16 protein-coding genes are annotated in these 14,856 nt (G+C 70.7%); 10 read left to right on the top strand and 6 right to left on the bottom strand.

What is annotated here, in order from left to right; translation table 11 throughout:
* Positions 1–80: 80 nt before the first annotated feature.
* Positions 81–704 (bottom strand): polyhydroxyalkanoate synthesis repressor PhaR, encoded by a 624-nt coding sequence (gene phaR / locus VKQ35_RS03560; protein WP_324358678.1) that lies wholly within the window; start codon positions 702–704, stop codon positions 81–83.
* A 200-nt stretch (positions 705–904) separates the two neighbouring features.
* On the opposite strand from phaR, the gene VKQ35_RS03565 reads away from it, so the two are divergent.
* The 3 genes from VKQ35_RS03565 (at position 905) to VKQ35_RS03575 (ending at position 3,748) form a co-directional block, all read left to right on the top strand.
* Entirely contained in the window at positions 905–2,080 is a 1,176-nt protein-coding gene (locus tag VKQ35_RS03565; protein WP_324358679.1) for an acetyl-CoA C-acetyltransferase, read from the top strand.
* A 62-nt stretch (positions 2,081–2,142) separates the two neighbouring features.
* A complete protein-coding gene (phbB, locus tag VKQ35_RS03570; protein ID WP_324358680.1) occupies positions 2,143–2,868 on the top strand; it encodes an acetoacetyl-CoA reductase in 726 nt (241 codons plus the stop codon).
* Positions 2,869–3,004: 136 nt separating this feature from the next.
* The gene (locus VKQ35_RS03575; protein ID WP_324358681.1) at positions 3,005–3,748 is read left to right on the top strand and encodes a DUF4908 domain-containing protein; all 744 of its coding nucleotides are present in this window, start codon (positions 3,005–3,007) and stop codon (positions 3,746–3,748) included.
* Between the two features lie 13 nt (positions 3,749–3,761).
* On the opposite strand, the gene gloB is transcribed toward VKQ35_RS03575, so the two are convergent.
* Entirely contained in the window at positions 3,762–4,523 is a 762-nt protein-coding gene (gene gloB, locus VKQ35_RS03580) for a hydroxyacylglutathione hydrolase (RefSeq protein ID WP_324358682.1), read from the bottom strand.
* 86 nt (positions 4,524–4,609) lie between these two features.
* On the opposite strand from gloB, the gene VKQ35_RS03585 reads away from it, so the two are divergent.
* Positions 4,610–5,437 carry a class I SAM-dependent methyltransferase gene (locus tag VKQ35_RS03585; RefSeq protein ID WP_324358683.1) on the top strand — a complete coding sequence of 276 codons (828 nt, stop codon included), beginning with the start codon at positions 4,610–4,612 and terminating at the stop codon, positions 5,435–5,437.
* Positions 5,434–5,778 carry a P-II family nitrogen regulator gene (locus VKQ35_RS03590; protein ID WP_324358684.1) on the top strand — a complete coding sequence of 115 codons (345 nt, stop codon included), beginning with the start codon at positions 5,434–5,436 and terminating at the stop codon, positions 5,776–5,778. The genes VKQ35_RS03585 and VKQ35_RS03590 overlap by 4 nt, the downstream gene beginning before the upstream one ends.
* Positions 5,779–5,789: 11 nt before the next feature.
* On the opposite strand, the gene VKQ35_RS03595 is transcribed toward VKQ35_RS03590, so the two are convergent.
* Positions 5,790–6,953 (bottom strand): hypothetical protein, encoded by a 1,164-nt coding sequence (locus VKQ35_RS03595; RefSeq protein WP_324358685.1) that lies wholly within the window; start codon positions 6,951–6,953, stop codon positions 5,790–5,792.
* 146 nt (positions 6,954–7,099) lie between these two features.
* Between VKQ35_RS03595 and VKQ35_RS03600 the strand changes: the two genes are divergently transcribed.
* Positions 7,100–7,651, top strand: coding sequence for an SRPBCC family protein (locus tag VKQ35_RS03600; protein WP_324358686.1), 552 nt, complete (start codon positions 7,100–7,102; stop codon positions 7,649–7,651).
* Here the strand turns inward: VKQ35_RS03600 and metW are convergent.
* Entirely contained in the window at positions 7,648–8,355 is a 708-nt protein-coding gene (gene metW / locus VKQ35_RS03605; RefSeq protein ID WP_324358687.1) for a methionine biosynthesis protein MetW, read from the bottom strand. The two genes, VKQ35_RS03600 and metW, sit on opposite strands and share 4 nt — an antisense overlap.
* Positions 8,356–9,534, bottom strand: a complete 1,179-nt coding sequence (gene metX / locus VKQ35_RS03610) for a homoserine O-acetyltransferase MetX (protein WP_324358688.1) — start codon at positions 9,532–9,534, stop codon at positions 8,356–8,358.
* A 92-nt stretch (positions 9,535–9,626) separates the two neighbouring features.
* On the opposite strand from metX, the gene VKQ35_RS03615 reads away from it, so the two are divergent.
* The 4 genes from VKQ35_RS03615 to VKQ35_RS03630 all read left to right on the top strand — a co-directional run bounded on the left by VKQ35_RS03615 (position 9,627) and on the right by VKQ35_RS03630 (position 13,091).
* On the top strand, positions 9,627–10,136 hold the full coding sequence (locus VKQ35_RS03615) for a histidine phosphatase family protein (protein WP_324358689.1): 510 nt from the start codon (positions 9,627–9,629) through the stop codon (positions 10,134–10,136).
* Positions 10,133–10,471: a DUF952 domain-containing protein gene (locus tag VKQ35_RS03620; RefSeq protein WP_324358690.1), complete on the top strand. Its 339-nt coding sequence runs from the start codon at positions 10,133–10,135 to the stop codon at positions 10,469–10,471. The genes VKQ35_RS03615 and VKQ35_RS03620 overlap by 4 nt, the downstream gene beginning before the upstream one ends.
* Positions 10,468–11,508: a quinone-dependent dihydroorotate dehydrogenase gene (locus tag VKQ35_RS03625; protein ID WP_324358691.1), complete on the top strand. Its 1,041-nt coding sequence runs from the start codon at positions 10,468–10,470 to the stop codon at positions 11,506–11,508. Before VKQ35_RS03620 ends, VKQ35_RS03625 begins: the two co-directional genes overlap by 4 nt.
* A gap of 89 nt (positions 11,509–11,597) precedes the next feature.
* Complete coding sequence (locus tag VKQ35_RS03630) at positions 11,598–13,091, top strand: HAMP domain-containing sensor histidine kinase (protein WP_324358692.1); 1,494 nt, start codon at positions 11,598–11,600, stop codon at positions 13,089–13,091.
* Positions 13,092–13,094: 3 nt separating this feature from the next.
* Here the strand turns inward: VKQ35_RS03630 and ggt are convergent, their stop codons facing one another.
* Positions 13,095–14,807: a gamma-glutamyltransferase gene (gene ggt / locus VKQ35_RS03635; protein ID WP_324358693.1), complete on the bottom strand. Its 1,713-nt coding sequence runs from the start codon at positions 14,805–14,807 to the stop codon at positions 13,095–13,097.
* Between the last annotated feature and the right edge of the window lie 49 nt (positions 14,808–14,856).

Here is a 14,856-nt window from a genome sequence, read left to right on the forward strand (position 1 = left end):
GCGGATCTGCGGAGCGGATCGACGGAGAACATCATGGCAGGGCTATCTGTGCAGGACTTGGGCCAACTCTTAATCAGAGGTTAACGCTTGCCGGCCAGCTTCTCAATCTGCGCCTGCATGTCTTCCATCTGCTTGCGTAACGCCACGAGGGCCTCGTCGGATGCGCCGGAGGCGGCGGCCGGCGGCGCCTCGGCCTTGGGCGTGGGCGGCGGGGGCGCGTCGTCCGGCTTTGCGTAGGCGAACGGCGAGAACATCTTCATCGCCCGGTCGAAGAGGGCCAGGTTCTGGCGCACCTGCTCGTCGAAGACGGTGGCGCCCGGCGTCTGGCTGAGCGAGGTGAACTGGGTCCGCATCCGCTCCTGCTGCTGGGTGAAGCTGGCCAGCGACAGTTCGAGATAGGAGGGCAGGAAGGCCTGCATGGAGTTGCCGTAGAAGCCGATCAGCTGCCGCAGGAACTGGATCGGCAACAGGCTTTGGCCCTGCTGGCTCTCCTCCTCGAAGATGATCTGGGTGAGGACCGAACGGGTGATGTCCTCGTTGGTCTTGGCGTCGTAGACCACGAAGTCGACGTTCTGCTTCACCATCTCGGAGAGGTGTTCGAGGGTGACGTAGCTGGAAGACGCGGTGTTGTAGAGCCGCCGGTTGGCGTACTTCTTGATGACGACGCGCTCGCCGGGGGCGGCGGTCCCTTCCGTATCGGCCATCCCAAATCCTTGATGCCGGGCCCGCGATTGCGGCGAACCCACTGTTTCTGCAGTGCAGTATCGCGCATGCGAGGCGATTGGCAAACAGCGGTAGCGACGCCGCATAACCACGGGCGGGCTTGCGGAAATTCCTGGCCGTCCCAATAGATGAAGCAAGGGCCCTTTTACGCCGCCACCTATGTCTTCTGGGAACCTGAGCCATGACCGACATCGTCATCGTTTCCGCCGCCCGCACGCCGGTGGGCTCGTTCAACGGGGCGCTCGCCAGCCTGCCCGCCCATGAGCTCGGCAAGATCGCCATCATGGCCGCCATCGAGCGCGCCGGGATCAAGGCCAGCGACGTGGACGAGGTGGTGATGGGGCAGGTGCTGCAGGCCGGCGCCGGCCAGGGCCCGGCCCGGCAAGCATCCGTCAACGCCGGCATCCCGGTGGAAAGCCCGGCCTGGAGCCTCAATCAGCTGTGCGGCTCGGGCCTGCGGGCCGTGGCCTTGGGCGCGCAGCAGATCATGGACGGCTCGGCCGACATCGTCATCGCCGGGGGCCAGGAGAGCATGAGCCAGTCGCCGCACGCCCAGAACCTGCGCGGCGGCCAGAAGATGGGCGACCTGGCGCTTATCGACACCATGATTAAGGACGGGCTGTGGGACGCCTTCCACGGCTACCACATGGGCCAGACCGCCGAGAACATCGCCGCCCGCTGGCAGATCACCCGCGAGGACCAGGACAGGTTCGCCGTGGCCTCGCAGAACAAGGCCGAGGCTGCCCAGAAGGCCGGCCGGTTCGCCGGCGAGATCGCGCCGGTGACCATCAAGGGCCGCAAGGGCGACACGGTGGTGGATCAGGACGAATACATCCGCCACGGCGCGACGCTGGAGGCGATGGCGGCGCTGCGGCCGGCCTTCAACAAGGAGGGCAGCGTCACCGCCGCCAACGCGTCCGGCCTCAACGACGGGGCCGCGGCCCTGGTGCTGATGAGCGCCGAGGAGGCCAAGAAGCGGGGCCTCAAGCCCCTGGCGCGCATCGCCTCCTGGGCCAACGCCGGCGTCGATCCGGAGATCATGGGCACCGGGCCGATCCCCGCCAGCCGCAAGGCGCTGGAGCGGGCCGGCTGGGCGGTGGGCGACCTCGACCTGATCGAGTCCAACGAGGCCTTCGCGGCGCAGTCGATCTGCGTGGTCCGCGACCTGGGCCTCGACCCGGCCAAGGTCAACGTCAACGGCGGCGCCATCGCCATCGGCCATCCGATCGGCGCGTCCGGCGCGCGGATCCTGACCACCCTGCTGCACGAGATGAACCGCACCGACGCCACCAAGGGCCTGGCCACGCTTTGCGTCGGCGGCGGCATGGGCGTGGCGATGTGCGTGGAAAAAGTTTGACTTGAGTTTGGGAGAGACGAGCGCCGGATCAACCGGCGCCGTTCAATTGGGAGACGACAGGCATGGCCAGGGTTGCGCTGGTCACGGGTGGCACCCGTGGCATTGGACGGGCGATCGTCGAGCGGCTGACCGCCGACGGGATCAAGGTCGCCGCGGGCTACTCCGGCAACGACGCCGCCGCCGAGGCGCTGAAGCGCGAGACCGGCGCCATGGTCATCAAGGGCAATGTCGGCAACTGGGACGACTGCAAGCGCGCCGCCGAGGCCGTCGAGGCTGAACTCGGGCCCATCGACATCCTGGTCAACAACGCCGGCATCACCCGCGACGGCGTCTTCCACCGGATGACCCACGAGCAGTGGAGCGAGGTCATCGTCGTGAACATGGATTCGCTGTTCAACATGACCCGCCAGGTGATCGAGGGCATGCGCGCGCGCGAATGGGGCCGGATCATCAACATCTCCTCGATCAACGGCCAGAAGGGCCAGGTCGGCCAGACCAACTATTCCGCCGCCAAGGCGGGCATGATCGGCTTCTCCAAGGCGCTGGCGCTGGAGAACGCCAAGAAGGGCGTCACGGTGAACGTGATCGCGCCCGGCTACATCGACACCGAGATGGTCCAGGCGGTGCCGGAGAAGGTGCTTGAGGGCATCATTGGGCAGATTCCGGTGGGCCGGCTGGGCCGCGGCGACGAGATCGCCGACATGGTCGCCTTCCTGGCCGGGGAACGGGCCGGATATGTGACCGGAACGACACTATCGCTGAACGGCGGACAGTACCTGGTCGGCTAAGGCCAAGCTGTCCGGTGAAGACCTCGCCCCGGTCCAAAAAGCGCCACACGCCCTAGGCATGCCCTTGCCTGTCATGACGGCCAAGCCACGGGCTCATTCACGGACGTACTTGGGGACACGGTCCGCGACGGGTTCGTTGGCGATTTGCGCCATCGGGCTGGCCGTTGGGCTGGGCGCGGCGCAGCCGGCGGCGGCCGGACCGTTGGGCAGCCTCGGCGAGAGCCTGTTCGGCCGCCACTCCAAGGACGGGCGCGATTTCTCCGCCCCGCCGATCGCCCGCTACATCTCCGAGGACGGCGATGTCTTCGTGCTCGACCGCACGGGCCCCAAGCCGCTGCTTAAATTCGAGGGCAGTTTCGAGGTCTGGGCGCTGTCGGCGCAACAGGCGCCGCGCGGCGACACCCTCTACAAGAACGATCTGGGCGAGCCGGTGCTGCGCGCCACGCGGCTTGGCGGCATCACCCTCTTCACCGACCATCGGCCCGACGGCGAGGCCGCGGCGCTGGCCGGCCCCGCCGCGCCGCTGAAGCTGGCGATCATGGGCCCGCAGCCCTTGCTGGAACGGCTCGAGCAGGCGAGCGCCCGGGCGAGCCACGCGGCGCGCCGCCTGATCCCCTTCTACGCCGAGGCGACGCCCACCTCGGCGCCGCTGATCGCCGACGCGGCCATGGTCACCAGCGAGGCGGTCGTGCGGATCACCAAGCGCTCGGACGGCCACAAGATCCTCGACCGCATCCTGAAGGTGCACCTGATCGAGGGGCCCAAGGCGTCCGTCCAGGTCGCGCAGGGCGTGCTGGAGGTCACCGTCGCGCCGCCGCAGGGCGTGGCCGGCCGGCCCTCCTCAGACCTGATCGTCAAGGTGACGCAGAGCTTCCACTAGGCTCGGCGCGCGCTCAGCCCTTGAACACGTCCTTGGCGGCGCGCACGGCGCCGAAGGCCTTGTAGTCCGGCTCGCCCGAGGCCCCGACCCGGCCCGCCAGGACCGGCGCGCGCAGGAACGGGTTGGTGGCCTTCTCCAGCCCGATGGTGGTGGGCACCGTCGGCTCGCCCCGCTCGCGCATCGCGAAGATCTGCTGGGCGCGGGCCTTCAGCGCCGGGCCGTCGTCCACCGACAGCGCGAAGCGGGCGTTCGAGGCCGTGTATTCGTGGGCGCAGTAGACGCGGGTGTCGTCGGGGAGCGCGGCCAGCCGCTGCAGGCTGCCCCACATCTGCTCGGGCGTGCCCTCGAACAGCCGCCCGCAGCCGAGCGCGAACAGGGTGTCGCCGACGAAGGCGACGTGGTCACGTGCGTCGAAATAGGCGATGTGGCCCAGCGTATGGCCGCCGCTCTCGATCACCTCGAAACGGGTCTCGCCCAGCATCACCGCGTCGCCGCCGCGCACTTCGCGGTCGATGGGCGCGAGCTTGGTCACCTCGGCCGGCCCCACGACGGTGCAGCCGGTCGCCGCGACGATCTCGGCGTTGCCGCCGGCGTGGTCGGGGTGCCAGTGGGTGTTGAGGATCAGGTCGAGCTTCCAGCCGAGCTTTTTCAGCTCCCGCAGGATCGCGCCGGCCTCGGGCGTGTCGATGCAGGCGGCGAGGCCCGAGGCCTCGTCGAGCGCCAGGAAGCCGTAATTGTCTTCCAGGCAGGGGAATTGGTGGACTTTGAGCGGCATGGCGGAACTCCAGCCTTGGTAAGGACAATCAGAGGCAATGCGATCTAGGCTGGCGCAAGGCCTTAGTCGAGCATAGCCATCGCCCCATGCGCCGCGACGTCCTGGATCTGCGCCAATTCTACGCCTCCGACCTCGGCCGGGCGGCGCGCGCCATGGTGGGCCGCAAGGTGATCGAGGCCTGGGGCGACGCACGCGGCCTGGATGTGCTGGCGCTGGGCTATGCGACGCCCTTCGTAGCCACCGCCCGGCACGCCGCGCGGCGCGTGGTCGGCGCCATGCCGGCCCAGCAGGGCGTGGAGATCTGGCCGGGCGGCGAGCGCAACCTGACGACGCTCGTGGGCGAGGACAGCCTGCCGTTCCCCAACGCGCTCTTCGACCGCATCTTGATCGTCCACGGCATCGAGGAGAGCCCCGATCCGCTGGCCTTCCTGCGCGAGGTCTGGCGGGTGCTGGCGCCATCGGGCCGGGTGGTGGTGGCGGTGACCGCGCGCAACGGCCTTTGGGCCAACACCGAGCGCACCCCCTTCGGCCACGGCCGCCCCTACAGCCGCGGCCAGCTCGCCGAACTGTTGCGCGAGGCGGAGCTTGAGCCGTCCGGCTGGACACGCGCGCTCTATGTGCCGCCGCTGAACTGGATGGCCGGCTGGGCCGAGGGCTTCGAGCAGACGGGCTCCCGCCTCTGGCCGGGGTTCGCGGGCCTCCTGCTGATGGAAGCGGTCAAGCAGACCTTCGCGGTGAAGCCGCGCGGCCATGCGCAGCGGGTTCGGCGCGCCCGGCCGCTGCTGGCCCCGGCGCCCGTTTCTCGGGCAGACGGCGGGCTCGGGCGCCGCGGGCTCTTGGAGGCGGGCGGCGAAGGCCTTAGCCTTGCAGATCGCGATGCTTTGGGCGTCGCTGGGCGAAAGGCTGCGCCATGAAGATGATCGTCGCGGTGATCAAGCCGAGCCGTCTCGACGCCGTGCTCGACGCGGTCACCGAAGCCGGCGCGTCCGGCATGACCGTCACCGAGGTGCGCGGCTACGGCCGCCAGCGGGGCAAGACCGAGGTCTACCGGGGCGCGGAATACGAGGTGAAGCTGCTGCCCAAGGTGAAGCTGGAGATCGCCGTGCCGTCGGACATCTGCGACGCGGTGGTCGAGGCGGTTTCGCGCACCGCCAACACCGGCAAGATCGGCGACGGCAAGGTCTTCGTCATGGACCTGGAACAGGCGCTGCGCATCCGCACCGGCGACCGCGACGCCGCCGCGATCGCCGGCTAGAGGCTCCGACCCTAGCGACGCCCGCCGTTGTCGCGCAGGTGGATCAGTTCGTCGGGCGACAGCCGCTGGCCGCCCTGGTTGGAGGTGCGGATGAAGCCTGGGCTGATGCCGCGGTCGCGCAGCTTGATAATGTCGTCCGCCGAGAGCCGGTCGTAGCCGAGCGCGTGCAGTTCGCTGACGAAGCCGCCGGAAACGCCGTGGTCGCGCATGCGCGCCAGGTCGTCGCCGCTCATGTGGTAGCCGGCCATCTGCACCTCGGCCACGAAGCCGGAGCTGACGCCATGGTCGCGCATCTTGATCAGCTGTTCGGTGGGAATGCCGGTGTAGCCGGCCTCCTTCAGGCTCTTCAGCCAGCTGGAGCTGACCCCGTGGTCGCGCAGCCGCACCAGGTCGTCGGCCTTCAGGCCTGAGTAGCCGTAGGTGTGCAGGTCGGTGAGGTAGCGGTCGGAGACGCCGTGGTCGTGCAGCTGGATCAGGGTGTCCAGCGTGCCGAACCGGTAGCCGGTGGCGTTGATCGCGGTCAGGTGGCGCAGGTTCACCCCATGGTGGATCGCCTCGATCATCAGGGGCGCGCTGGGCGTGGCGTAGCCGCCGCGTTTCAGCTCGTCCAGATAGTTGAAGCCGACGTCGGAGATCGCCAGCTCGAACTGGGCGATGGCCGGCAGGTCGCCGGTGACGCCGCGCTTGCCGAGCGCAGCGACGAAGCCCGGGTTGGCGGCGTAGGTGCAGGTTCCCACGCCCTTGCCCTCGCTGGTGGCGCCGTGACAGCGGAAGTCGCCGGCGTCCCGGTGCAGGGTGAAGGCCACCTGGCCGCCGGCGCCCGAGAGCTGGGCCGGGGAGAGGCCTTGCAGTTCCGAGGGCTGAATCGCGCGTCCCCACCAGGATGAGTTCATGAAGCTGGTGTAGCCGAGCTCGAAGTCGATGGCGCCGGCCGCCGCCGCGGTCGTGTTGTGCTGCGGCTCGATCCGCCAATCGAGGGAGGCCGGGATTTCGCCGTGGAAGGGCCAGTCCCAGCCAATGCTCATGTGATGCGCCATCGCCGGGGGCGCGGGTGGCGCAGGCGGCGCCGCGGGCGCGGGCGGGGCGGGCGGCGCGGGCGGCGCGGCCAAGGCCGCCGCTGCGGTCAGGCTCAGAAGGCTGGCGCCCGCAAGGGCCCCGAGGATAGTCTTGGTCATTCGTTGGGTCCTTCCCAGTAGGACTGATGCCGGGAGGGAAGGCGAAGCTGGCCGGCAGGTCACCTTAATTCGCCGACAGGTTTGCCGCGCCGCCCCGGCCAAGCTCAGCTAGGGTGGCGCTCTGTCGCACCCTGAACGAGGCCGCCATGACAGTCGAGCTTGCCCCGCCGCCCGCCGTCGATCCCAAGGCGGCGACCATCGCGCGGACCGAGCGGATCGTGGTGGCCCGGCCGGCGCAGGCGGTCTTCGCCTATGTGGTTTCAGGCCCGCTCGCCGAGATGATCCCGGCGACCAAACAGCTGCCGGGCGTGACCGGGACGACGCTGCTCACGCCCGGGCCCTGGGGCGGCGTCGGCGAGCGGCGCCATGTGCATCTCACCGACGGGTCGCGGACCACCGAGCAGGTGCTGGAGTCCGTCCCGGGCCAGCATTTCCGCTACGAGGTCTGGGACTATTCCACTGCGGCCGGCAAGCCGATCGCCTACGCGCTGGGCGAATTCGTCTTCAAGGCGCTGGAGGGCGGCAAGACCGAGATCGACTGGACCTACGCCTTCCGCCTACGGAGCAACATGTTTCCGGGGTCGCTGGGGCCGCTCGGCCGCTGGCTGATGCGCCGCGTGTTCCTCGACACCGCCTATGCCGAGCTGATGCGGGCCTCGCTGGCGACGATCCGCACCAGGCTGGAAGCCGGCGCCTAGGTCTTCGTCCGGCGCCGCCGAGCAGGCGTAGGCGCGTCCGGCTTCGGCAGTTCGACCTCGCCGAAGAGGTTCTGCGGTGTCGCTTCCGGGCGGGCGTCCGGGCGGCGGCTCAGCAGGAAGAGCGCGGTCTCCGAGCGCCAGTTTTCCAGGAGGCCATCGGGCTGGATCGGGCGCGCGCCCTTGCCGCCGGAGAGCGCCGCGCAGGCGTCGACCCGCAGGTCCAGCTCGCGGCAGAGGTCGGTGAAGTCGCGCAGCGTGCAGAGGTGGATGTTCGGCGTCGACCACCAGGGGTCGGGGAGCGCGCGGGTCTCCGGCATCCGGCCCCGCGCCATCAGCGACACCCGCATCCGCCAGTGGCCGAAGTTCGGCACGGAAACGATGGCCTGGTCGGCGATGCGCAGCAGTTCGGAGAGCACGTGCCGGGGCTCGCGCATCTGCTGCAGGGTCTTTGACAGGATCGCGTAGTCGAAGGCGCGGGTGGGGAAGTGGTCGAGGTCGCGGTCGCCGTCGCCCTGCACCACGGCCAGGCCCTTGGCGAGGCAGGCGGCGACGCCCGCCGGGCTGATCTCCAGACCCTGGCCGTCGACCTGCTTTTCACGGGTCAACAGCTCCAGCAGCTCGCCGTCTTCGCAGCCGACGTCGAGCACACGGGCGCCGGGGCGCACGAGCCGCAGGATCTCGGCGAAGTCCTCGCGGGCCGCCACTTAAAGACCCCTGGCCTGGGCCGTCGAGGCGAAGAAGCCGCGCAGTGTCGCGTCGAGCTGCGGCTCGTCGAGGAAGAAGGCGTCGTGGCCCTTGTCGGTCTCGATCTCGGCGAAGCTGGCGCGGCAGCCGGCGGCGTTCAGTGCACGGACGATGTCGCGGCTCTCGGCGGTCGGATAGAGCCAGTCGGACGAGAAGGAGAGCACGCAGAAGCGCACGCCCCGCGCTTTCTGGAACGCCTGGGCGAGCACGCCGCCGTGCTGGGCGGCGAGGTCGAAATAGTCGAGCGCGCGGGTGATGTAGAGGTAGGAGTTGGCGTCGAAGCGGTCGACGAAACTGGTCCCCTGGTGGCGCAGGTAGCTCTCCACCTGGAAGTCGGCGTCGAAGCCCCAGGAGAGGCCGTCCCGCTGCAGCTCGCGGCCGAACTTCCGCTGCAGGGCCGGCTCGGAGAGATAGGTGATGTGGGCGGCCATGCGCGCGACCGCCAGGCCCTTCTCGGGCCGCACGCCCTGGCTCTCATAGGCCCCGCCGCGCCAGTCGGGATCGGCCATGATCGCCTGGCGGCCGACCTCGTGGAAGGCGATGTTCTGGGCCGAGTGGCGGGGCGCCGCGGCAATGCACAACGCGCTGAAGAGTTTTTCCGGGTAGTCCGCCGCCCACTGCAGCACCTGCATGCCGCCCATGGAGCCGCCGACCACGGCGAACAGGGTCTCGATGCCCAGGGCCTCGATCAGCATGGCCTGGGCGCGGACCATGTCGGCGATGGTGATCACCGGGAAGGCCAGGCCATAGGGCTGGCCGGTCTTCGGATTGGTCGAAGCCGGGCCGGTCGAGCCCATGCAGCCGCCGACCACATTGGTGGCGATGATGAAGTAGCGCTCGGGGTCCAGCGGCAGGCCTTGGCCGATGACGCTGTCCCACCAGCCGGGCCGGCCGGTCACCGGATTGACCGAGCCCGCATGCTGGTCGCCGGTCAGCGCATGGCAGATCAGGACGGCGTTGGTCCTGGCTTCGTTCAGCCGGCCATAGGTCTTGTAGGCCACTTCCAGGGGAGCAAGCGTCGCGCCGGACTCCAGGCGCAGCGGCTTGTTCGCCGGGAACCGCCAGGTCCCGCCGCCACTCTCGCTTCCGGGCTCGCCGCCCGCCGTGTCGCCCGCCTGGGCTTCGCCGCCTGCGTCCATGGGCGCCTTGGACCGCCTGGACCCCCCTGAGTCAATGGCTTCGCAGGCGGCGCGGGCGCGGCTAGAAGGGGGAATCTAGGGGTGGAGCGTCGATGGACCGGCTGATCCTTTTGCGCCACGGCAAGGCCGAGCCGGAGTCCGCCAGCGGCGAGGACTTCGACCGCCGTCTCGCCCCGCGCGGCCACGCCGAGTCGGCGGAGATGGCGGCCCGGCTGGCCGATCTCGGCTTCCTGCCCGACGTGGTGCTGGTCTCCACCGCCATGCGCACGCGCGAGACCTGGGCGGCGGCCGAGCCGCATTTCCCCAAGGCTGTGGCGCGCTTCGAGGACGAGCTCTATCACGCCGATTCCGGGGCGGTGCGCCACGCCGCGGCGCGGGCCGGCGCCACGGTCGGGACGGTGATGGTGGTGGGCCACAATCCGGGCCTGCAGGAGCTGGCGGTGCGCCTGCTGACGGAGGGCTCGGCGCCGGGGTCGCTGATCAGCCGCGCGACGCGGCAGTTCCCGACGGCGGCGGCGGCGGTGTTCCTGTTCGACGACAATGGCCGGCCGCACTTCGACGGCCTGTTCTTTCCGCAAGGCGATCTGGGGCGGGGCGATTGAGGATCTACAAGATCCTGCCGCGCGCCGACTGGACCGCGGCGCATGAGGCCGGGCGCTATGAGGGCTCGCCGCTGGATCTCCAGGACGGCTTCATCCACTTCTCCACCGCCGCCCAGGCGCAGGAGACCGCGCGCCGCCACTTCGCTGGACAGGCGGACCTGGTGGTGCTGGAGGTGGAGGCCGACGACCTGGGCGGGATGCTGCGCTGGGAGCCGTCGCGCGGCGGCGACCTCTTCCCGCACCTCTACGGCGCGCTGCCCGCCGACCTCGTCCGCTACGTGACGCAGGCGCCGCTGGGGGCCGACGGAACGCCGGTGCTCGGCGACTTGTCGTGAGCCTGCATGGCGCGGCGACCTGGGCGCTCCGCGGCCTCGATCCGGAGGACGCCCACGGCTGGGCCCTGCGGGCTTTGAGGCTCGGCCTGGGCCCGGTGCGCGCACCCGACGACCCGATCCTGGCGACAACGGTGGCCGGTCTGGCGCTGCCCAATCCGGTGGGTCTCGCGCCCGGCTTCGACAAGGACGCGCAGGTGTTTCGACCCATGCTGCGGGCCGGGTTCGGCTTCGTGGAGTGCGGGACGGTGACGCCCCTGCCGCAGGCCGGCAATCCGCGGCCCAGGCTGTTCCGGCTGACGCAGGACAGAGCGGTGATCAACCGCATGGGCTTCAACAACCGGGGCCTGGAAGCCTTTGCCGGGAACCTGGCCGGTCGCGGCGCCGGCGCCGTCGGCGCCAACATCGGGGCCAACAAGGACTCGCCGGACCGGATCGGCGACTATGTGACGGGTCTGACGCGTCTGTGGGGGTTGGCGTCCTACTTCACCATCAACATCTCCTCGCCCAACACGCCGGGCCTGCGCGCGCTGCAGACCAAGGCGGCGCTGGAGGAGCTGCTGGGCCGGCTGGCGCAGGCGCGGGACGCCCTGCCGCCGGCGGGCCGCGTCCCGATGTTCCTGAAGGTGGCGCCGGACCTGGCGGCGGGCGAGGTCGAGACCATGGTCGAGGCGTCGCTGGCCCAGGGCCTGGCCGGGATCATCGTCTCCAACACCACCGTCTCGCGCCCCGCGCTGGCCTCGCGGTTCGCCGGCGAGGCGGGCGGGCTTTCCGGGGCGCCGCTGCGCGAGCTTTCCACCCGGGTGCTCGGCGAATTCGCGCAGGCGGCCGGCGGGCGGCTGGCCCTGATCGGGGTCGGCGGGATCGGCTCGGGCGCCGACGCCTACGCCAGGATCCGCGCCGGCGCCTGCGCCGTGCAGCTGTATTCGGCCCTGGTGTTCGAAGGCCCGGGCCTCGTCGGCCGCATCAAGCGCGAGCTGGCTGGGCGCCTGCGCGCCGACGGCTTTGCTTCGGTCGATGCGGCGGTGGGCGCACACTAGGCGTTCTAGTGGCCTTGAGAGGCCCAAAGCTTGCAGAGGCCGGCCCCGCGTTGCCGAAGCGGCCACGCTGCATTAACTCGTTGAGGATCATGGCGGACCCCGCCCCTACGCCGCAGGAGCTCGACAGGCCCGGGAGGCCCCGCTTCTTCTGGCCGGGCGGTCTCTCCGCACGCCTGCTGACGCTGACGATCCTGTTCGCGGTCCTCGCCGGGGTCTGCGCGGTGCCCCCGGCCTTGGCGTCCTTCGAGGCCAAGTGGCTGCTCGACCGCACGCGGGCCGGCGAACTCGCCTCGATGGCGCCCGATGTCGCCCCCAACAAGAAGGTCTCGCAGCGGGTGGCGGCGCAGCTGCTGGATGGCGCGGGCGTGGTGCGCGTGGCGATCCAGACCGACGGCGCCCGCATCCCGATCCTCCCCGGTCCGGTCTTGAAGCGCACGCCCTATGTGGTCGACCTGCGCGCGCAGGATCCGCTGTCATGGCTGGCGGCGCCCTTCCAGACCCTGTTCGGTGGCGACGGCGGCTTTGTGCGGGTGATCGCCAAGCCCGGCATCTACCGCACCGCCGAGTTCGTGGAGATCGTCGCCCCGGACGCCGAGCTGAAGCGCGAGCTGATGTCCTATCTCTGGAAGCTGCTGCTGGTGGCGGCGGTCCTGACCAGCGGGGTCGGCGCGGTGGTCTATCTGTCGCTGAACCTGTTCCTGGTTCGGCCCATGCAGCGGATCACCAACGCCATGGAGCGGTTCCGCGCCGACCCCGAGGACGCCGCGGCCCGCGTGCCGCTCTCCGGGCGCCGCGACGAGATCGGCCGCGCCGAGGCCGAGCTCGACCGCATGCAGGCCGATCTGCGCGCCGCGCTCAATTCCCGCGCGCGGCTGGCGGCGCTCGGCGAGGCGGTGGCCAAGATCAACCACGACCTGAAGAACATGCTGACCAGCGCCCAGATCGCTTCCGAGCGGCTGGCGGCGCTGAAGGACCCCAAGGTCAGCCAGGCGCTGCCCAGGCTGGAGCGCGCGCTGGACCGGGCCGTGAAGCTGGCGTCGGGCGTGCTGGCTTACGGCAAGACGCAGGAGGCGGCGCCGGAGCCAAGGCCCGTGCCGCTGGCCGCCGCGGCCGCCGCCGCCGCGGAGGAGGCCAGGCTGGCGGAGCGCGGCGTGACGCTCACTTGCAGGATCGCCGCGGCCGAGCGGGTCAACGCCGACCCCGACCAGCTGCACCGCATCCTGGCCAATCTGCTGCGCAACGCCCGCGAAGCCATCGAGCACCAGGAGGGCCGCACGACGCCTGGCCGCATCTCGGTGAGCCTGACGCGCAACGGCGAGACCAGCCTCGTGCGGCTGACCGACAACGGGCCCGGCGTGCCGGAGCGCCTGCGCGAGCGGCTGTTCCAGCCCTTCGCCGGCTCGGGTCGGCCGGACAGCACGGGCCTGGGCCTGGCGATCGCCCGCGAACTGGCCCAGGGCCACGGCGGCGACCTGACGCTCGCTCAGTCCGGCCCGGCGGGCTCCACCTTCGAGCTCAGGCTGCCCGGTGCGCCGCCGCCCGCGCCGGCGCGGAAGCGAACGACGAAGAACGGGGCGGACTAGGGCCTAGTACCCGCGCGCGACGCCCTCGCGGCGCGGGTCCGCACCGCCCAGCAGGCCGTTGGCGGTCGCCTTGATTGCCTGCTCGCCGGAGCCTTCGCCAAAGCCGCCGCCCCGCAGGGCGACGCCCTTGGCCGCCAGGGCCGCGACCACGCCGGGCGGGAATTTCTGCGGCTCAGACGCGTAGATCGTGTCGAAGGCAATCAGGTTGGGCAGCGCCACGGCCTCCTGCGGCGGCAGCTTCCAGTCCAGCAGGCCCACCAGGACCTTAAGGTTGAAGGCGATGATCGAGGGGCCGCCGGGCGAGCCGGCGCCGGCGACGAAGCGGCCCTGCTTGTCCAGCACGATGGCCGGCGCCATCGACGAGCGCGGCCGCTTGCCGCCGGCCGGCGCATTGGCCGCCGGCGCGCCGTCCTGGTCCTTCGGCTGGAAGGAGAAGTCGGTGAGCTGGTTGTTGAGGAAGAAGCCGCCGACCATCTTGCCGTCGCCGAAGATGCTCTCGACCGTGGTGGTCATGGAGACCGCGTTGCCGTCCTTGTCGACGATCACCAGGTGGGTGGTGCCGCCGGGCTCCTTGGTGCGGTCGGGCGCGCGGACGCCGGCGCCCTTGGGATTACCCGGCCCGGGCGGCGGGCCGGCCTTGTCGGCCAGGATCAGCTTGGCGCGTTTGTCGAGGTAGTCGGGCGCGAGCAGGCCCTCCATCGGCACGTCGACGAAGTCGGGGTCGCCGTAATAGCGGTCGCGGTCGGCGTACATCAGCCGGCTGGCCTGGCTGAACAGGTACCAGCCCTGGGCGTCGTTCGGATGCCTGTCGATGTCGGTGCGCTGCAGGATGCCCAGGCCCTCCAGCACCGCCGGGCCGCCGGACGGCGCCGGCGGCACGCAGACGGTGTAGTCGCGGTAGGGCCGGCAGACCGCCTCGGTGGCCTTGGGCCTGTAGCTCGCCAGGTCCTTCAGCGTCATGGCGCTGGGGTAGGGCCCCTGATGCAGCTTGGCGACGATTTGCTCGGCGATCGGGCCTTCCAGGATCGCCTTGGGGCCCTGGGCGGCGATCTTCTTCAGGGTGTCGGCGTAGGTGGCGTTGTGGAACACCTCGCCGGCCTGGATCTTGGTCCCATCGGGCTTGGTGAAATAGGCGACGGCGTCGGGCTGCTTGGCCTGGGGCGCGTTGGAGGACGCGGCCGCCGCCATCCGGGCCGGCACGTGGAAGCCATCGGCCGCCAGGTGCTCGGCGTCACCGAACAGGTCCTTCCAGGGCAGCTTCCCGTGCTGGCTCTGGGCCAGGTAGAGCATGGCGATGGCGCCGGGCACGCCGGCCGAGCGGCCGCCGACGATCGCCTGGCCCTTGGGCATCGGCTTGCCGTCCGGGCCATAGAACAGCTCGGGCGTCGCGCCGGCCGGCGCGGTCTCGCGGCCGTTGTAGGCGGTCACCTTGCGGGTCTTGGCGTCGTAGTAGGTCATGAACGAGCCGCCGCCGAGGCCTGAGCTCTGCGGCTCTTCCAGGCCCAGCACCGCCTGCACCGCGACCGCGGCGTCGACCGCCGAGCCGCCAGCCTTCAGCACCTTCAGCCCCGCGTCCACCGCGTCCGGCTCGGCGGCGGCGACCATGGCTGTGGGCCCCTTTTCCGGCGCCCCGTGGACCAGCAGAGGGACGGCGGCGGCCGAGGCGGCCAGTGTGGCGGCGAGGCCAAGGGGCAGGAGACGCTTGGAGACGGTCACGTGTCGGGGAACTCCGGACGGAATGTTGCGGCTGAGCCTTCGCACGCCC

The sequence above is a fragment of the Phenylobacterium sp. genome (genome assembly GCF_035309685.1).
In the GTDB taxonomy this organism is placed as follows: domain Bacteria; phylum Pseudomonadota; class Alphaproteobacteria; order Caulobacterales; family Caulobacteraceae; genus Phenylobacterium.